A 15,201-nucleotide genomic window follows, 5' to 3' on the forward strand; every position below is an offset into this window, starting at 1 on the left:
GCGCCTTTTTCATTTCCGCCAGATCAAGAGGCTGCCGTGACCGCCCAACTACTTTCCGAACGCGTCGACTCGACGCTCGTACTGACCATCTCCAACCCCGAAGCGCGTAACGCGCTGCATCCGGACATCTACGCCGCTTCGGCGGAAGCGCTCGAAGTCGCCGCCCGCGATGATTCGATCCGCGCCGTGATCCTGACGGGTGCCGATGGCGTGTTCTGTGCCGGCGGCAATCTGAACCGGCTGCTCGGCAACCGTTCGCAGCCACCCTCGGTGCAGGCGGACAGCATCGAAGTCCTCAACCAGTGGATCGAGTCGTTCCACGCCTTCCCCAAGCCTATCATCGCGGCGGTCGAGGGCCCGGCCGCCGGCGCGGGATTCTCGCTGGTGCTGGCCTGCGATTTCGTCGTGGCCGCCAGCGATGCCAAGTTCGTGATGGCCTACGTCAAGGTCGGTCTGACGCCCGACGGTGGCGGCTCCTACGAGATCGCGCGCATGCTGCCGCGCCAGCTTGCCAGCGAGATCATGATGGAAGGCAAGCCGGTGGATCCGGCGCGCCTGGCGCACTTCGGCATCGTCAATCGCGTGGCGGCCCCGGGGCAGGCCCTGACTGAAGCGCTGCGCATCGCCGAAAACCTGGCCAAGGAATCGCCCAACGCGGTCAGCGGCATCAAGTCGCTGATCAACCACGCGGGCACCGCGACCCTGACCGAGCACCTGGCCGCCGAACGCGACAGCTTCGTGGCCGCACTGCATCACAAGGACGGTGGAGAAGGCATCAGCGCGTTCCTTGAGAAGCGCAAGCCAAACTACCGCTAAGCCCCCGAGAAGACACAACACATAAGGACACCCGGAGACAGCATGAGCACCAACGTATCGCACTTTGAAGGCACCCGCCCCGTGGCCGACCAGCAGCGTTTCGACGTCGGCGCCCTCGAATCCTGGATGCGGGAGCATGTGGACGGCTTCGCGGGCCCGCTGACCGTGGAGCAGTTCAAGGGCGGCCAGTCAAACCCGACTTTCAAGCTGATCACACCGGGCCAGACCTACGTCATGCGTGCCAAGCCGGGGCCGAAGGCGAAACTGCTGCCCTCCGCGCACGCCATCGAGCGCGAGTATCGCGTGATGGCGGCGCTGGCCGGCACCGACGTGCCCGTGGCCCGCATGTTCGCGCTGTGCGAGGACGAAGAGGTGATCGGCCGCGCGTTCTACATCATGGAGTTCGTCGGTGGCCGCGTGCTGTGGGACCAGTCCCTGCCGGACATGACCAAGTCCGAACGCGGTGCGATCTATGACGAAATGAACCGCGTCATCGCCGCGCTGCATACGGTGGACTACAAGGCGATCGGGCTGGCCGACTACGGCAAGCCGGGCAACTACTTCCAGCGTCAGATCGAACGCTGGACCAAGCAGTACAAGCTGTCGGAAACCGAGTCGATCCCGGCCATGGACCAGTTGATGGCCTGGCTGCCGGACCATATTCCGCAGGAGGATGTGGACCTGACCAGCATCGTCCACGGCGACTACCGCCTGGACAACCTGATGTTCCACCCGACCGAGCCCAAGGTGCTGGCGGTGCTGGACTGGGAACTGTCCACGCTGGGCCATCCGATGGCCGACTTCGGCTACCACTGCATGAGCTGGCATATCCAGCCGGGCCAGTTCCGCGGCATCGCCGGGCTCGACTACCAGGCACTTGGCATCCCTGACGAGGCCGCCTATCGCCGCCTGTACGAGCAGCGCACGGGCCGCCAGATCACGGGCGACTGGAATTTCTATCTGGCGTTCAGCATGTTCCGCATCGCCGGCATCCTGCAGGGCATCATGAAGCGCGTGGTCGATGGCACCGCATCGTCGGCACAGGCCACGGACGCCGGCAAGCGCGCCCGACCGATGGCCGAGATGGGTTGGGCCTACGCGCAGAAGTCGGGCGCCTGATGGCGGCCTGCACATCGGCCACAAGTGTTCAAGAACATAGGAAACACTTGATCCGATGCGCATCCGGGGCCCCTCTTCCTTCGGTACAAGAGGGGCCAGCCCGGGAAAAACCAGTGCGTGAAGCAGCGCCGAAGTCATCCGACGACTGAGTACGCAGCCCGTCGCCTAGCCGCTTCGAGGCCGAAAATCCGGCCCATCTCCGTATTTTCCTGATAGACCCTCACCAGAATCCTGTCTACACTTGGCTCTAGTTGTACGACATCTTATGATAAGTGTTGACTGGAGACACAGCATGACCTCTCGCCGCCAATTCCTTGGCCAGGCTTCGGGCCTGGCCGCCCTTGGCACCCTCGGTACCACTGGCATCCTCGCCCCCACCTCCGCCTGGGCCGAGGACAAGTGGCCTAGCCGGCCAATCCGGCTGGTGGTGCCTTACCCGGCCGGCGGCTCGTCGGACATCATCGCGCGCCTGATCAGCAAGCAACTCGGCGAGGCACTGGGCCAGCCGATCGTGGTCGACAACCGTCCTGGCGCCAATGGCAATATCGGCGCGGCGATGGTCGCGCAGGCCGGCACGGACAACCACACGCTGCTGCTGTGCGATGTCGGCGCGCTGGCGATCAGCCCGTCGGTCTACACGAAACTCACCTTCGATCCGAACAAGGACCTCAAGGGCGTGGCCATGCTGGCCTACTCCCCGCACCTTCTGGTCGTACACCCATCCGTGCAGGTCAGCAATCTCAAGGAACTGGTTGCCCTATCGCACAAGCAGACCCTGAACTTCGCGGTCACGGCGATCGGCAGCGCGCCGCACCTGGCCGGCGTGGCCGTGCAGCAGGCCACCGGCGCGGCGTGGCAATACGTGCCCTACAAGGGCGGATCGCAGGCCATTTCCGATACCGTAGGTGGCACCGCGCAGGTGCTGATGAACGGGATGCTGGCCACCTGGCCGCAGGTGCAGGCCGGCAAACTCAAGCTGCTGGCGGTGTCGAAACGCTCGCGCATGGCCCTGGTCAGCCAGACGCCCACCATCGCCGAGAGCGGCGTGGCGAATTTCGAGTCGGGAACGTGGCAAGGCGTGATGGCGCCAGTCGGAATGCCGGATGCCATCGTCTCGCGGATCAATGCCGAGCTGATCCGCATCATCCGCACACCGGAGATCCGCGCCCAACTGGCCGGGCAAGGCGCCGAAGTCGTGACCATGTCGCCGGCCGAGACCGGCAAGTGGTTCGGGACGGAGGAAAAGCGCTGGGCACAGGTGGTGAAGGCGGCCGGGGTGAAGCTGGACGCCTGATTACCGCGAAAGGCTTATGCATGAAGAACGGGCGCGATATTCGCGCCCGTTCTTCATTGGGCAGTCATGACAGGAACCTGAAGCGCCAGCGTTGTTCCCCGGCCCCTCACCCGCGCGGGACAGGGGCGCATCCGCGACGCACTCAATCGCCCAGCGCCACGCCCTCACGCCGTGGATCAGCGCCGCCAGCCCAGACTGGCCGACCATTCGGGCCCGCCTTGCGCATGATCGCCTGCGTGCCGCTGGTCATCTCGATCTCGGCCACCTGATGGCCCTGATCCTTGAGCGCCTGCACCAGTTGAGGCGTCACCAGCCCGCGCTCGACCTCCGTCGGGCCGTTACGGCTACCGAAGTTCGCCATGCTCACGGCCTGCTGCACGTCCATGTTCCAGTCGAGCAGGCCGACCAGCGTCTTCGAGACATACTCGATGATCTGCGAACCGCCCGGAGAGCCAAGCGCCGCCACTAGCCTGCCACTCTTGCGGTCAAACACCAGCGTCGGCGCCATCGACGAGCGCGGCCGCTTGCCAGCCTGTACGCGATTGGCCACAGGCTTGCCGTTCTCGGTCGGGTTGAACGAGAAGTCGGTCAGCTGGTTGTTCAGCATGAAGCCGCGCACCATGATGTGCGAGCCGAAGTACGACTCGACCGTCGTGGTCATCGACAACGCGCCACCACGGTCATCCACCGCCGCCACCTGCGACGTGGAAATGCGCGGTGGCGAGCGGTCAGGCGCGAAGGCAACGTTGACCCCGGGCGGCGTGCCCGGTTCGGCCTTGCCCATACTCTTCTCGCCAATCAGTTCGGCACGCTCGGCCAGGTATTGCGGATTCACGAGCGCGCTCACGTCTACCGGCACGTAATCGGCATCGGCCACGTAGAGCCCACGGTCCGCGTAGGCCAGACGGTCAGCCTCCGAGATGGCGTGCACCGCCAGCGGATTGGCCTCGAACCCCGCCGGCGTGTTGACCTGGGTCGGCTTGAGCTTTGCCAGCGCATAGCGGGGATCGCGCTTTTCGAGTGCTTCGAGGTTGCCGAGAATCTGCGCGATCGCGATGCCACCCGACGAAGGCGGCGGCATCCCGCAGACCTTCCAGGCCTTGTAGTTCGTGCAGACCGGCGGGCGCTCCTTGGCCTTGTACCCCTTCAGATCGGCCACGGACAAGCTGCCAGGATTCGCATGAGCGTTGACCTTGGCCACGATGTCATGCGCGATGGGGCCGTTGTAGAACACGTTCGGCCCGTGTCTGGCGATCTCCCTCAATGTCTGCGCGAGCTGCGGATTCCTGACCAGCGTGCCAACCGGCTTCGGCTTGCCCTGATCGTCGAGGAAATACGCCTTCATCTCGGGGGAGCCGGTCAGAAACTTGTCTGCGGCAACCTGCGTATAGAGGCGCGGCGAGATCGGAAAGCCCTTGTCGGCCAACGCGATGGCTGGCTCGAACAGGCGTGCCCACGGCAAGCGGCCGTGCTGGCGATGCGCGAGCTCCAGCGCGCGCAACACGCCCGGCACGCCGACCGAACGCCCACCGATCTGCCCTGCCGAGAACTCCATCGGCTTGCCATCGGCGCGCATGAACAGGTTCTCGGTGGCGCCGGCGGGCGCCGTTTCGCGGCCGTCGTAGGTCTGCACTCGCTTGCCGTCCCAGTACATGATGAAGGCGCCGCCACCGATCCCGGAAGCCTGTGGCTCGACCAGCGTCAGCACTGCCTGCATCGCCACGGCGGCATCGATGGCCGACCCGCCAGCACGCAGCACTTCGCGACCTGCCTCCGTGGCCAGTGGATTCGCGGCCGCGGCCATATGCTTCTGCGCGTAGGTCGTGGTCATCCCCGGGCGGTAGCCCGAGGCAACTTCGGCGGCGGGCGGCAACCCGGCTGACGCCACGGCCCCGGTAGACGCCGGCACCGTCCCCGTCCCCGTGGCCGGGCCGGTCGATGCGGCGGACGTCCCCGCCTCCTTGTCCACCGTGCCGCAGCCTGAAAGCGATGCGGCCAGCAGGGAAACCATCGCCCCGGCCAGCGCGCCGCGCCAGTGCCGGCTCGCGGCACGCTGCGAGACAGATTGCTCGGAAGATCCTGTTGAAGTCGCTATGAGTGTGTCAGCCATGCCGTCCCTCCTGTCGAGAAGATCCGGCGATTCTTGGCGATCACACCCGCCGGTGAAATCGGCGTTTGTCTGACAACGTTAACCCGGGGTTACTCGGCAGCCGACGTGACATCCGTCATGCCACTGCCGAGCGATTCCATCACCGTCATCAGCTGCTCGCGCAGCCAGCGGTTCGCGCCGTCGTTCTCGCCGCCCGCGTGCCAGTACAGATGCAGTTCGAGCGACGGCACCTTGAACGGCAGCGACAGCAGGCGGTTGGCATAGGGCTCGTTGGCGATGCGCGCGTAGCGCAGCGGCAGCGTAGCCAGCAGATCGGTGCAACTGACCACCCGGCACGCGGCGGCATAGTGCTGGCAACGCAGGCGCACCCGCCGCGTCAGGCCCATGCGATGCAGCGCCTGGTCCTCCAGCCCCGCGCCTCGTCGCCGCGAGGACACGTGCACGTGCTCGGCCGCGAGATAGCGCTCGAGCGTCAGTTCCTTCTTGACCAGCGGATGATCGCGCCGCGCCAGCACCACCATCGGATCGGACATGAACGCGGCGTGATGGATCGCCGGCGATACCGGCAGCAGGATGTCGATCGCGGCATCCAGCGTGCCGGCCAGCAGTTCGGACTCCATCTCGCGCCGGTCGAAGCGAATCGCCGCAATCTCCACGTGCGGCGCCATCGCGGTCACGCGCGCCATCAGCGGCGGCAGCAGCGTGGATTCGAGCGCGTCGCGCATGCCGATGGTGAACCGGCGCGTGGTGTTGGTGGGATCGAAATGCGGCGTGTCCTGCAGCGTCCGCGCGAAGGACTGCAACGCCCCGCGCACCTCCCCGGCCAACGAACGGGCCAGCGGCGTCGGCGCCATGCCCTGCCCCCGGCGCTCGAACAGCGGATCGTCGAACAGCGTGCGCAGACGGCCCAGCGCGTGGCTCACGGCCGGCTGCGTCAGGTTCAACTGGCGCGCGGCAGCGGTGATGCTCCCCTCGCTGTAGATGGCGTCGAATACTACGAAGAGATTGAGATCGATCCGGCTGAGCTGCATGGCACCTTCCTGCGCGAATGCTTGACTGGCACGAGACGCACGCCAGATCGCGCAGCGGGCATTGGGCATTGGGGCCAGCCGGCAACCGATCGACACGACGTCAGTTTGTAGTGAATGCATTCTGTCACGGAATGCAGGATATTGATACTGACCAATCCAGAAAATTCATTTTTCTTATTGATCAGGTTCCGCTAGAGTAACCAACGTCGGCACACCGTGCCTGGTACCACACCCAAAAGGTAACCGAGGAGACCTCATGCAATTCGAGTACACGCCCAAGGTCAAGGAAATGCAGGCCAGGCTGCTGGCGTTCTTCGACCAGCACATTTACCCCAACGAGAAGCGCTTCTACGCCGAGATCCAGGCCAATCGCGCGGCCGGCAACGCGTGGATTCCGACCAAGGTGATCGAGGAACTGAAGCCGCTGGCGCGTGAAGCCGGGCTCTGGAACCTGTTCCTGCCGCGTTCGAAGCGCGCGCCGGAAGGCCTGTCGAACCTCGAATACGCGCCGATGTGCGAAATCATGGGCCGTGTGCCCTGGTCGGCCGAGGTGTTCAACTGCGCCGCGCCCGATACCGGCAACATGGAAACGCTCGAGCGCTACGCCTCGGAAGAACTGAAGGACGAGTGGCTGGAGCCCCTGCTGCGTGGCGAGATCCGCTCGGCGTTCCTGATGACCGAGCCGGCCGTGGCCTCGTCCGATGCCACGAACATCGAGTGCCGCATCGAACGCGATGGCGACCACTACGTGATCAACGGCACCAAGTGGTGGTCGTCGGGCGCCGGCGATCCCCGCTGCAAGGTCTACATCGTGATGGGCAAGACCGATCCGAATGCTGGCCGTCATGAGCAGCAGTCGATGGTCGTGGTGCCGGCCGATACCCCGGGCATCACCATCAAGCGTTTCCTGCCGGTGTTCGGCTACGACGACGCGCCGCACGGCCACATGGAAATCGAACTGAAGAATGTGCGCGTGCCCGTCAGCAACATCCTGTTGGGCGAAGGCCGCGGCTTCGAGATCGCCCAGGGCCGCCTCGGCCCGGGCCGTATCCACCACTGCATGCGCAGCATCGGCGTGGCGGAACGCGCGCTGGAACTGATGTGCAAGCGCAGTCTGGAGCGTGTGGCATTCGGCAAGCAGATCGCCCGCCAGGGCGTGACGCAGGAACGCATCGCCGAAGCCCGCTGCGACATCGAGATGGCGCGCCTGCTGACGCTGAAGGCCGCGTACATGATGGACACGGTCGGCAACAAGATTGCCAAGGCCGAGATTGCGATGATCAAGGTGGTGGCGCCGAACGTGGCCCTGCGCGTGATCGACTGGGCCATCCAGGTGCACGGCGCCGCGGGTGTGTCGGGCGACTTCCCGCTGGCCAACTGGTGGGCGCACCAGCGCACGCTGCGTCTGGCCGATGGTCCGGACGAGGTACACCGCAATGCGATCGCCAAGCTGGAACTGGCCAAGCACATGAAGCTGAACCCGGACAGCATCCAGATGCCGATCACGCGCGGCTCGTGATGCGCTGCTGCTGAAACAGGAAAGCCCGACAGGTCACTGTCGGGCTTTTTTTCTTGCCGGGCGTGACACCGAAGTGCCATCCCACGAACAGATCATCCATGCCCAACAGGGTTATTTCTTTCGTGCTCTAATGCCCCGGCGAATCTTCCACGGAGACAGTTGCAGATGATCGACGCCTACACCTGGCCCACACCGAACGGCCATAAAGTCCACATCATGCTCGAGGAGTGCGGCCTCGAGTACAGGGTCCATCCGATCAACATCGGCGCCGGCGACCAGTTCGGCGAGGACTTTCTCAAGATCAGCCCGAACAACAAGATCCCGGCGATCGTCGACACCGACGGCCCGGACGGCCAGCCGATCTCGCTGTTCGAATCGGGTGCGATCCTGCTGTACCTGGCGGGCAAGACCGGCAAGTTCCTGCCCGAGGACGTGCGCGGCAAGTACGAGGCGCTGCAGTGGCTGATGTTCCAGATGGGAGGTGTCGGCCCGATGCTGGGTCAGGCGCACCACTTCCGCATCTACGCGCCGGAGAAGATCGAATACGCCGTCAATCGCTACACCAACGAGGCCAAGCGCCTCTACGGCGTGATCGACAAGCAGTTGTCGACGCACAAGTATCTGGCAGGCGACACCTACACCGTGGCCGATATCGCGACGTTCCCGTGGCTGCGTAGCTGGCAGAACCAGGGCGTGGAATTGGACGACTATCCGCACCTGAAGCGCTGGTTCAACGACATTGCGGAACGCCCGGCGGTCAAGCGCGGCGTCGAGGTCCTGGCCAGCGCACGCAAGCCGCTGCAGGGCGACAAGGAGCGCGAGGTCCTGTTCGGCGCCACGCAATACCAGCGCCGCTAATGCCGGCGTCAGGCGGCCTGTCGTTCGCCCTGCGGGGCGTATGCGCCTGACGGTGCCGATGCCGGTGCCGGTGCCGACTGCATGCAGCAGAGCAGCCCGGCACCGGACAGCATCGCATCGATGCAGTAGTCGTCATCAGGCTCTGGCGCGAAGGCCATGCCCGGTTGAAGGTAGGTCGATTGAACTTCGCCGCCGCTCGCCCCGCCCCGCCATTGCAGGTTGAGCACGCCCCGATGGCAGACACCCCAGACCAGCCCGCGCGCGTGAAGATGCTGCGCCCACTCGGCCTCGCCCGCATCGATCGCAATGAATTCGGCGGCGCCGGCATTGCAGTGCCCGGCCTCGCCGGCTTGTGGGATGGCGCGAACAAGCACGCTGTCGACCACGGCCTGTAACTCGACCGCCTGGTGCACTTTGGGGGTATGAATATCACCGCAGGCCAGCACCGCGCGCTCATCATCGCCATCGAGCACGCGCAGGCCGCCTTGCAGGCAAGCCCACCATTCCGGGTGCCCGGCTACCGTGACCGGATAGCGATCACCGGCATGCAGATGGATGTAATCGCACGAATGACCGAGCCCTGCCGTTGTCGGAATGACACATAAGCAGTGACCGAAACCGTTTGTCGTGGCAGTCTTCAGGTGCGGCAGATCGCCGCGCTGGTGAGGATGGAAGAACGTGTAGATCCGCATGGCATTCCCTCTGAACGGAGTCTGGGACGCGAGTGGTCCCTGAATGCGCAACGGCGGTACGACGCGGCTTTCCGCCCGATCGCCAATGCGCTACTGCCCCGTTTCGGCACGGCGTGAAACCGTCCGGTCCATGCGATCGGCGCCGCACCCTTGAGTGGGCGCATCCCTTGAAATGCAGATCTGGCACCGATAGAACGACGAACTATAAGTTGTCGTGATCGACAGGTCAAACCCTTTAGCCTCGGGCGACGTAGCGACCTAATATCCACAATGCACCTTATGACCGGGGATCCACTCAAGCTGTTCGGGCGGCATCTGACCTGGTTGCGCAAGCAGCGCGGCTGGTCTCAGGAAGCGCTGTCGCTCGAAAGCGGACTCGCGCGATCGTACCTCAGCGGAATCGAACGCGGCACGCGCAATGTTGCGCTGTACAACATCTGCACGCTTGCCGACACGCTGGGTGTCGCGCCGAGTGTGATGCTGGATTTCTCCAGTCATTGCGCGGACGCGCCGGTCGAGCCGGCACGCGCGCCATTCAACCCGGAGATATCGCCAGCGGTACAGGCCACGCTGCGCTATATGACGGAACTCAGCGACACTGACCGCGATGTCGTGGCTGGCGTGGCAAGAGCGCTCGCGCGAAAACAATTGCGCAAGATCGCCTAGCCAGCAGCGCGAAGGGATGAGGGGAGGAGCCGCCTAGCTACACGGCTACACGGCTACACGTCGAGCATGCCCTGCCGCTCGATGAACGCAATCACCTGATCAAGTCCCTGCCCCGACTTCACGCTGCCCATCACAAAGGGCCGCTCGCCGCGCATCTTGCGGGCGTCGCTCTCCATGATCTCCAGTGACGCACCAACATAGGGCGCAAGATCGGTCTTGTTGATAACCAGCAGATCGGACTTCGTGATGCCCGGCCCGCCCTTGCGCGGGATTTTCTCGCCGCCCGCCACGTCGATCACATAGATCGTCAGGTCGGAAAGTTCCGGGCTGAACGTCGCAGCCAGATTGTCTCCGCCCGATTCGATGAACACCACATCGGCATCGGGAAACTTCGCCAGCATCCGATCGACGGCCTCGAGGTTGATCGAAGCGTCCTCGCGGATCGCGGTGTGAGGACACCCGCCCGTTTCCACACCCATGATCCGCTCGGCCGGCAGCGCGCCCGAGATCGTCAGCAGGCGCTGGTCTTCCTTCGTATAGATATCGTTGGTGATCGCCACCAGGTCATAGCGGTCGCGCATGGCCTTGCACAGCATCTCGAGCAGCGTGGTCTTGCCGGAGCCGACGGGGCCGCCCACGCCAACGCGCAACGGAGGATTTTTCTTGGTACGAGTCATGATCGGATCTCAGGATCGGAACAGCCGGGAGTACTGCGTCTCGTGACGCGCCGACAGTACGCCTAGCATCGGGGAGAACGTGGAAAGCAATGGTGGCACCGCATCGGCGCGGCACACTGCTTCATCGACGGTGCCGAGCACCGCCTGATGCAAGCCAAGCAGCATCTGCTGGCCCGCCACCTGGCCGAGCGGCACCGCCTTGATGGCGGCTGCCACCTGGTTTTCGGCCCAGTTGAAGAGATACGCGGCCAGGCCTTCACGCGCAGCGATACCTAGCGCCACGCACGCCGAGGTAAACGCCGTGGGCAGACAGACCGGCCGCATGTCGCGCAGCAGGTCGCGGGACGCATCGTCACCCCAACCCATCTGCGCGATCAGTTTCGCCAGCGACCAGCCCATCTGCTCGGTCTCGAGCCGCAGTTCGGATGTTTCCCGGGTGGCATGAAACCAGTCGTTCCATTGCCGCACGGCGGCGTGGTCCTGCGTCTGCCACGCGCGATGCAGCAGTAGCCAGACAGGCGCCTCGCATTGGGCCTGCACATGCAGGAGGTTGTCGCGAATCCAGCGTTCGGCAGTCGCCGCATCCCGCACCAACTCGCAATCGATGGCCGCCTCCAGTCCCTGCGAATAGCTGAAGCCGCCGATGGGGAGCGCCGGCGAGGCAAGGTGCAGCAGGGAGATGAGCTGGGGGAGCGCGGTCATGGGGATGGCTCTGCTGACGCTGTCAGGCGCAACTCAATGTTTGTGACCGCAATGCTCGTCATGCACGTGACCATGGTCATGGTCATGGTCATGGTCATGCGAGTGCGAGTGCGAGTGCGAGTGCGAGTGCGAGTGCCCATGATGCTCGTGGAACACTGCCTGCGCCGCCGCGTAATCCTCCGCGAACGTCGCATCATGCCCGTGCTTGTGGCCGCCGCCATAGGCGCCAGCCTCGGGCTCGAATGGCAGGTCCGCGCGCTCGGCTTGCACACCCAGTCGGGCCAGCATGTCGGCCAGCACAGGGTCATACTCCAGCCGCAGATAATCGCGCGCGACCTCCACCGGCGTGTGGCGATTGCCCAGGTGATAGGCTGCGCGCATCAGCGCCTGCGGGTCGGTCGCGGTGACCTGCAGCACCGACTCCGCCGCGGCCTGCACTTCCACGAAGGTACCGTCCTCTGCCACCAGAAGATCGCCGCCACGCAGCACGGTGCCGCGCGGCAGGAACAACGCAGCCTCGGCGCCGTTGTCGAGGATGGCGCGCAGGCGGCTCTTGCTGCGTTCGCCGAACGGCAGGACGAGCTTCGGCGCGCGGCGCACGAGTACCGGCGCGATGCCGTGCGGAGCGGGCAGGTGTTTGTCGATCTTGATCACGGGTCAGAACAGGAAATAGCGCTGCGCCATAGGCAGCACAGTGGCAGGTTCGCACGTCAGCAGCTGACCATCGGCTACCACCTGGTAAGTCTCCGGATCCACGGTGACGTGCGGCTGCCAGTCATTGTGCACCATGTCGCGTTTGCTGACGGTACGCGTGCCGCGCACTGCGGTGAGCGTCTTGGCCAGGCCATAGCGCTCGCCGACATTCGCCGCCAGCGCCGCCTGCGAGACGAAGGTGAGCGACGATCTCGGCAGCGCCCCACCGGCCGAAGCGAACATCGGACGATAGTGCACTGGCTGCGGGGTCGGGATCGAGGCATTCGGATCGCCCATCGCCGCCGCCGCGATCATGCCGCCCTTGAGAATCAGGCTCGGCTTCACGCCGAAGAAGGCCGGCTTCCAGAACACCAGATCCGCCCACTTGCCGACTTCGATCGACCCCACCTCGTGCGCGATACCGTGCGTGAGCGCCGGATTGATTGTGTACTTGGCGATATAGCGCTTGACGCGGAAGTTGTCGTGCCCGCCGCGCGCATCGTGTGGATCGCCGGGCAACTTGCCGCGCTGCGCGGCCATCTTGTGCGCGGTCTGCCACGTGCGAATGATCACCTCGCCCACGCGGCCCATGGCCTGCGAATCGCTCGAGATCATCGAGAACGCGCCCAGGTCATGCAGGATGTCCTCGGCCGCGATGGTCTCGCGACGGATACGCGACTCGGCGAACGCGATGTCCTCCGCAATGGCCGGATCCAGATGATGGCAGACCATCAGCATGTCCAGGTGCTCGTCCAGCGTGTTCACGGTGTACGGGCGCGTCGGATTGGTCGACGACGGCAGCACATTGGCCTCGCCGCAAACCTTGATGATGTCCGGCGCATGGCCGCCACCTGCGCCCTCGGTGTGATACGTATGGATCGTGCGGCCCTTGAACGCGGCTATCGTCGCCTCGACAAAGCCGCCTTCGTTAAGTGTATCGGTGTGGATCGCCACCTGCGTATCGGTGGCATCGGCCACGGACAGGCAGGTGTCGATCGCCTGCGGCGTGGTGCCCCAGTCCTCGTGCAGCTTCAAGCCAATGGCGCCCGCCTCCACCTGCTCGGTCAGCGGCGCCGCCAGGCTGGCGTTGCCCTTGCCGAGAAAGCCGATGTTCATCGGATACGCATCGGCCGCCTGCAGCATCCGCTCCATGTACCACGGACCCGGCGTCACGGTCGTCGCATAGGTGCCCGTCGCCGGCCCGGTGCCGCCGCCGATCATCGTCGTCACGCCGCTCATCAGCGCTTCTTCGATCTGCTGCGGGCAGATGAAGTGGATGTGCGTGTCGATGCCGCCAGCGGTGACAATCATCCCCTCGCCCGCGATGACCTCGGTACCCGGCCCGACGATGATCGTCACCCCCGGCTGGATATCCGGATTACCCGCCTTGCCGATTGCCGCGATGCGCCCGTGCTTCAGCCCGATATCGGCCTTCACGATGCCCCAGTGGTCGATGATCAGTGCGTTGGTGACCACCGTGTCGACGCAGTCCTTCGACATGCGCTGGCTCTGGCCCATGCCATCGCGAATCACCTTGCCGCCGCCGAACTTCACTTCCTCGCCGTAGATCGTGAAATCGCGCTCGACTTCGATCACAAGGTCCGTGTCGGCAAGGCGCAGCCTGTCGCCCGTGGTCGGGCCGAACATCTCGGCATAGGCCTGTCTGGAGATCTTCACGCTCATCAGAGTGCTCCCATGATTCTGCCGTTGAAACCATAGACGATGCGGTCACCGTCCAGCGCCACGAGTTGCACCGTGCGCGACTGCCCCGGCTCGAAGCGCACAGCCGTGCCGGCGGCGATATCGAGGCGATAGCCGCGCGCGGCCTCGCGGTCGAACGACAACGCGGCGTTGGTTTCGTAGAAATGGAAGTGCGAGCCGACCTGCACCGGCCGGTCGCCAGTGTTGGCCACGGTCACGGTGACCGTGGGACGCCCCGCATTCAGTTCGATCTCGCCGTCGAGCGGCATCAGTTCACCGGGAATCATCGCAAAAGCTCCTGGGGGGAAGATCAGGCGACCAGCAGGCCGACGCCGTACAGCGCCACCCCAGCGCCAGCCACGCGCGCCAGCCAGCCGGCGTGACGACGAAGGAACGCCCCCGCGCCGATGCCGAGCACGTGCAGTGTCATCGTGGCCACGGCAAAACCGCCCACATACGCCAGCACCGAGGGCAGTGCCGCAGCCGTGGCCGGCAACTCAGCACCGTGCGCATAGCCGTGAAACAGCGCGAAGCCGCCGACAATCGCCATGCCTGCCCATGCCGACAGACGCGCGCGTGCGGCTACCAGCAGTCCGATCACGAGCAGCGAGACGGCGATCATCGGCTCGACGGCCGGCAGCGTCACGCCAGCCAGACCGAGCGCGGCACCCACCAGCATCATTGCCACGAACGCGAGCGGCAAGCGCATCAGATCCATCTTCGATGTCTGACCGAAGGCGCTGCGCGGCGAACTTGCCAGCGCGCTCCACACGCCCACGGCGGCCATCGCCAGCAGGTGGTCGGCGCCCGTGAACGGGTGGGCCAGGCCGGCCCAGAGGCTGGCACCAACGGTGGCGGCGTCGTGGCCGGGATGCGCGAAGGCAGAGACGGAGGCCAGCGACATCGCTACGCCTGCAGTCAGGCGGGAACGGAGCATGCGGTGCATAGGGTTTTCCTCTTCTTGTGAATGGCTGCGACGGTGACGCGGATTCAGACGATCGGGTGGTGCACGGTGACCAGTTTGGTGCCGTCCGGGAACGTGGCTTCCACCTGAATCTCGGGGATCATTTCGGCCACGCCATCCATCACGTCCTCGCGTGCGAGCACGGTGGTTCCTTCGTGCATCAGTTCCGCCACGGTGCGGCCATCGCGCGCGCCTTCCATGATGGCGGCGGTGATCAGCGCCACCGCTTCCGGGTAGTTCAACTTGAGACCGCGCGCGCGACGGCGTTCGGCCAGTAGCGCGGCGGTGAAGATCAGCAGCTTGTCTTTCTCGCGCGGCGTCAGTTCCATGATCGGATTCCTTGTTGTTCGAGGTATTGG

General features: G+C 65.0%; 16 protein-coding genes. 6 read left to right on the plus strand and 10 right to left on the minus strand.

Annotation, left to right across the window (positions count from 1 at the left end; translation table 11 throughout):
* The first annotated feature begins 36 nt into the window (after positions 1 to 36).
* The 3 genes from RN01_RS12090 (at position 37) to RN01_RS12100 (ending at position 3,229) form a co-directional block, all read left to right on the plus strand.
* Positions 37 to 816 (plus strand): oxepin-CoA hydrolase, alternative type, encoded by a 780-nt coding sequence (locus tag RN01_RS12090; RefSeq protein ID WP_011515777.1) that lies wholly within the window; start codon positions 37 to 39, stop codon positions 814 to 816.
* A 42-nt stretch (positions 817 to 858) separates the two neighbouring features.
* Complete coding sequence (locus RN01_RS12095; protein WP_017514697.1) at positions 859 to 1,935, plus strand: phosphotransferase; 1,077 nt, start codon at positions 859 to 861, stop codon at positions 1,933 to 1,935.
* 292 nt (positions 1,936 to 2,227) lie between these two features.
* On the plus strand, positions 2,228 to 3,229 hold the full coding sequence (locus RN01_RS12100) for a tripartite tricarboxylate transporter substrate binding protein (RefSeq protein WP_024569122.1): 1,002 nt from the start codon (positions 2,228 to 2,230) through the stop codon (positions 3,227 to 3,229).
* Positions 3,230 to 3,371: 142 nt separating this feature from the next.
* Here RN01_RS12100 and ggt read toward each other — a convergent pair whose 3' ends face one another.
* Both ggt and RN01_RS12110 read right to left on the minus strand, forming a co-directional pair.
* Positions 3,372 to 5,339 (minus strand): gamma-glutamyltransferase, encoded by a 1,968-nt coding sequence (gene ggt, locus RN01_RS12105; RefSeq protein ID WP_024569121.1) that lies wholly within the window; start codon positions 5,337 to 5,339, stop codon positions 3,372 to 3,374.
* Between the two features lie 89 nt (positions 5,340 to 5,428).
* The gene (locus RN01_RS12110; protein ID WP_011515773.1) at positions 5,429 to 6,370 is read right to left on the minus strand and encodes a LysR family transcriptional regulator; all 942 of its coding nucleotides are present in this window, start codon (positions 6,368 to 6,370) and stop codon (positions 5,429 to 5,431) included.
* A gap of 256 nt (positions 6,371 to 6,626) precedes the next feature.
* Between RN01_RS12110 and RN01_RS12115 the strand changes: the two genes are divergently transcribed.
* Both RN01_RS12115 and RN01_RS12120 read left to right on the plus strand, forming a co-directional pair.
* Positions 6,627 to 7,889 carry an acyl-CoA dehydrogenase family protein gene (locus RN01_RS12115; protein ID WP_017515677.1) on the plus strand — a complete coding sequence of 421 codons (1,263 nt, stop codon included), beginning with the start codon at positions 6,627 to 6,629 and terminating at the stop codon, positions 7,887 to 7,889.
* A 165-nt stretch (positions 7,890 to 8,054) separates the two neighbouring features.
* Positions 8,055 to 8,747 carry a glutathione binding-like protein gene (locus tag RN01_RS12120; protein WP_008643421.1) on the plus strand — a complete coding sequence of 231 codons (693 nt, stop codon included), beginning with the start codon at positions 8,055 to 8,057 and terminating at the stop codon, positions 8,745 to 8,747.
* Between the two features lie 8 nt (positions 8,748 to 8,755).
* Here the strand turns inward: RN01_RS12120 and RN01_RS12125 are convergent, their stop codons facing one another.
* Entirely contained in the window at positions 8,756 to 9,439 is a 684-nt protein-coding gene (locus RN01_RS12125; protein ID WP_017515006.1) for a hypothetical protein, read from the minus strand.
* A 270-nt stretch (positions 9,440 to 9,709) separates the two neighbouring features.
* Between RN01_RS12125 and RN01_RS12130 the strand changes: the two genes are divergently transcribed.
* Positions 9,710 to 10,105, plus strand: a complete 396-nt coding sequence (locus RN01_RS12130) for a helix-turn-helix domain-containing protein (protein WP_008643418.1) — start codon at positions 9,710 to 9,712, stop codon at positions 10,103 to 10,105.
* 53 nt (positions 10,106 to 10,158) lie between these two features.
* Here RN01_RS12130 and ureG read toward each other — a convergent pair whose 3' ends face one another.
* The 7 genes from ureG to RN01_RS12165 are packed head-to-tail and all read right to left on the minus strand — an operon-like array spanning position 10,159 to position 15,171.
* Positions 10,159 to 10,782, minus strand: a complete 624-nt coding sequence (ureG, locus tag RN01_RS12135) for an urease accessory protein UreG (protein WP_008643417.1) — start codon at positions 10,780 to 10,782, stop codon at positions 10,159 to 10,161.
* 9 nt (positions 10,783 to 10,791) lie between these two features.
* The gene (locus RN01_RS12140) at positions 10,792 to 11,484 is read right to left on the minus strand and encodes an urease accessory protein UreF (RefSeq protein WP_017515004.1); all 693 of its coding nucleotides are present in this window, start codon (positions 11,482 to 11,484) and stop codon (positions 10,792 to 10,794) included.
* A 33-nt stretch (positions 11,485 to 11,517) separates the two neighbouring features.
* Positions 11,518 to 12,138, minus strand: coding sequence for an urease accessory protein UreE (gene ureE / locus RN01_RS12145; protein WP_024569120.1), 621 nt, complete (start codon positions 12,136 to 12,138; stop codon positions 11,518 to 11,520).
* Positions 12,139 to 12,141: 3 nt separating this feature from the next.
* Positions 12,142 to 13,860 carry an urease subunit alpha gene (gene ureC / locus RN01_RS12150; RefSeq protein WP_008643414.1) on the minus strand — a complete coding sequence of 573 codons (1,719 nt, stop codon included), beginning with the start codon at positions 13,858 to 13,860 and terminating at the stop codon, positions 12,142 to 12,144.
* Positions 13,860 to 14,165 carry an urease subunit beta gene (locus tag RN01_RS12155; protein WP_011515768.1) on the minus strand — a complete coding sequence of 102 codons (306 nt, stop codon included), beginning with the start codon at positions 14,163 to 14,165 and terminating at the stop codon, positions 13,860 to 13,862. Before RN01_RS12155 ends, ureC begins: the two co-directional genes overlap by 1 nt.
* Before the next feature lie 23 nt (positions 14,166 to 14,188).
* Entirely contained in the window at positions 14,189 to 14,824 is a 636-nt protein-coding gene (locus RN01_RS12160; protein WP_011515767.1) for a HupE/UreJ family protein, read from the minus strand.
* Between the two features lie 44 nt (positions 14,825 to 14,868).
* Positions 14,869 to 15,171, minus strand: coding sequence for an urease subunit gamma (locus tag RN01_RS12165; RefSeq protein ID WP_011515766.1), 303 nt, complete (start codon positions 15,169 to 15,171; stop codon positions 14,869 to 14,871).
* Between the last annotated feature and the right edge of the window lie 30 nt (positions 15,172 to 15,201).

The sequence above is a fragment of the Cupriavidus sp. SHE genome (assembly GCF_000812445.1).
GTDB lineage: Bacteria > Pseudomonadota > Gammaproteobacteria > Burkholderiales > Burkholderiaceae > Cupriavidus > Cupriavidus metallidurans.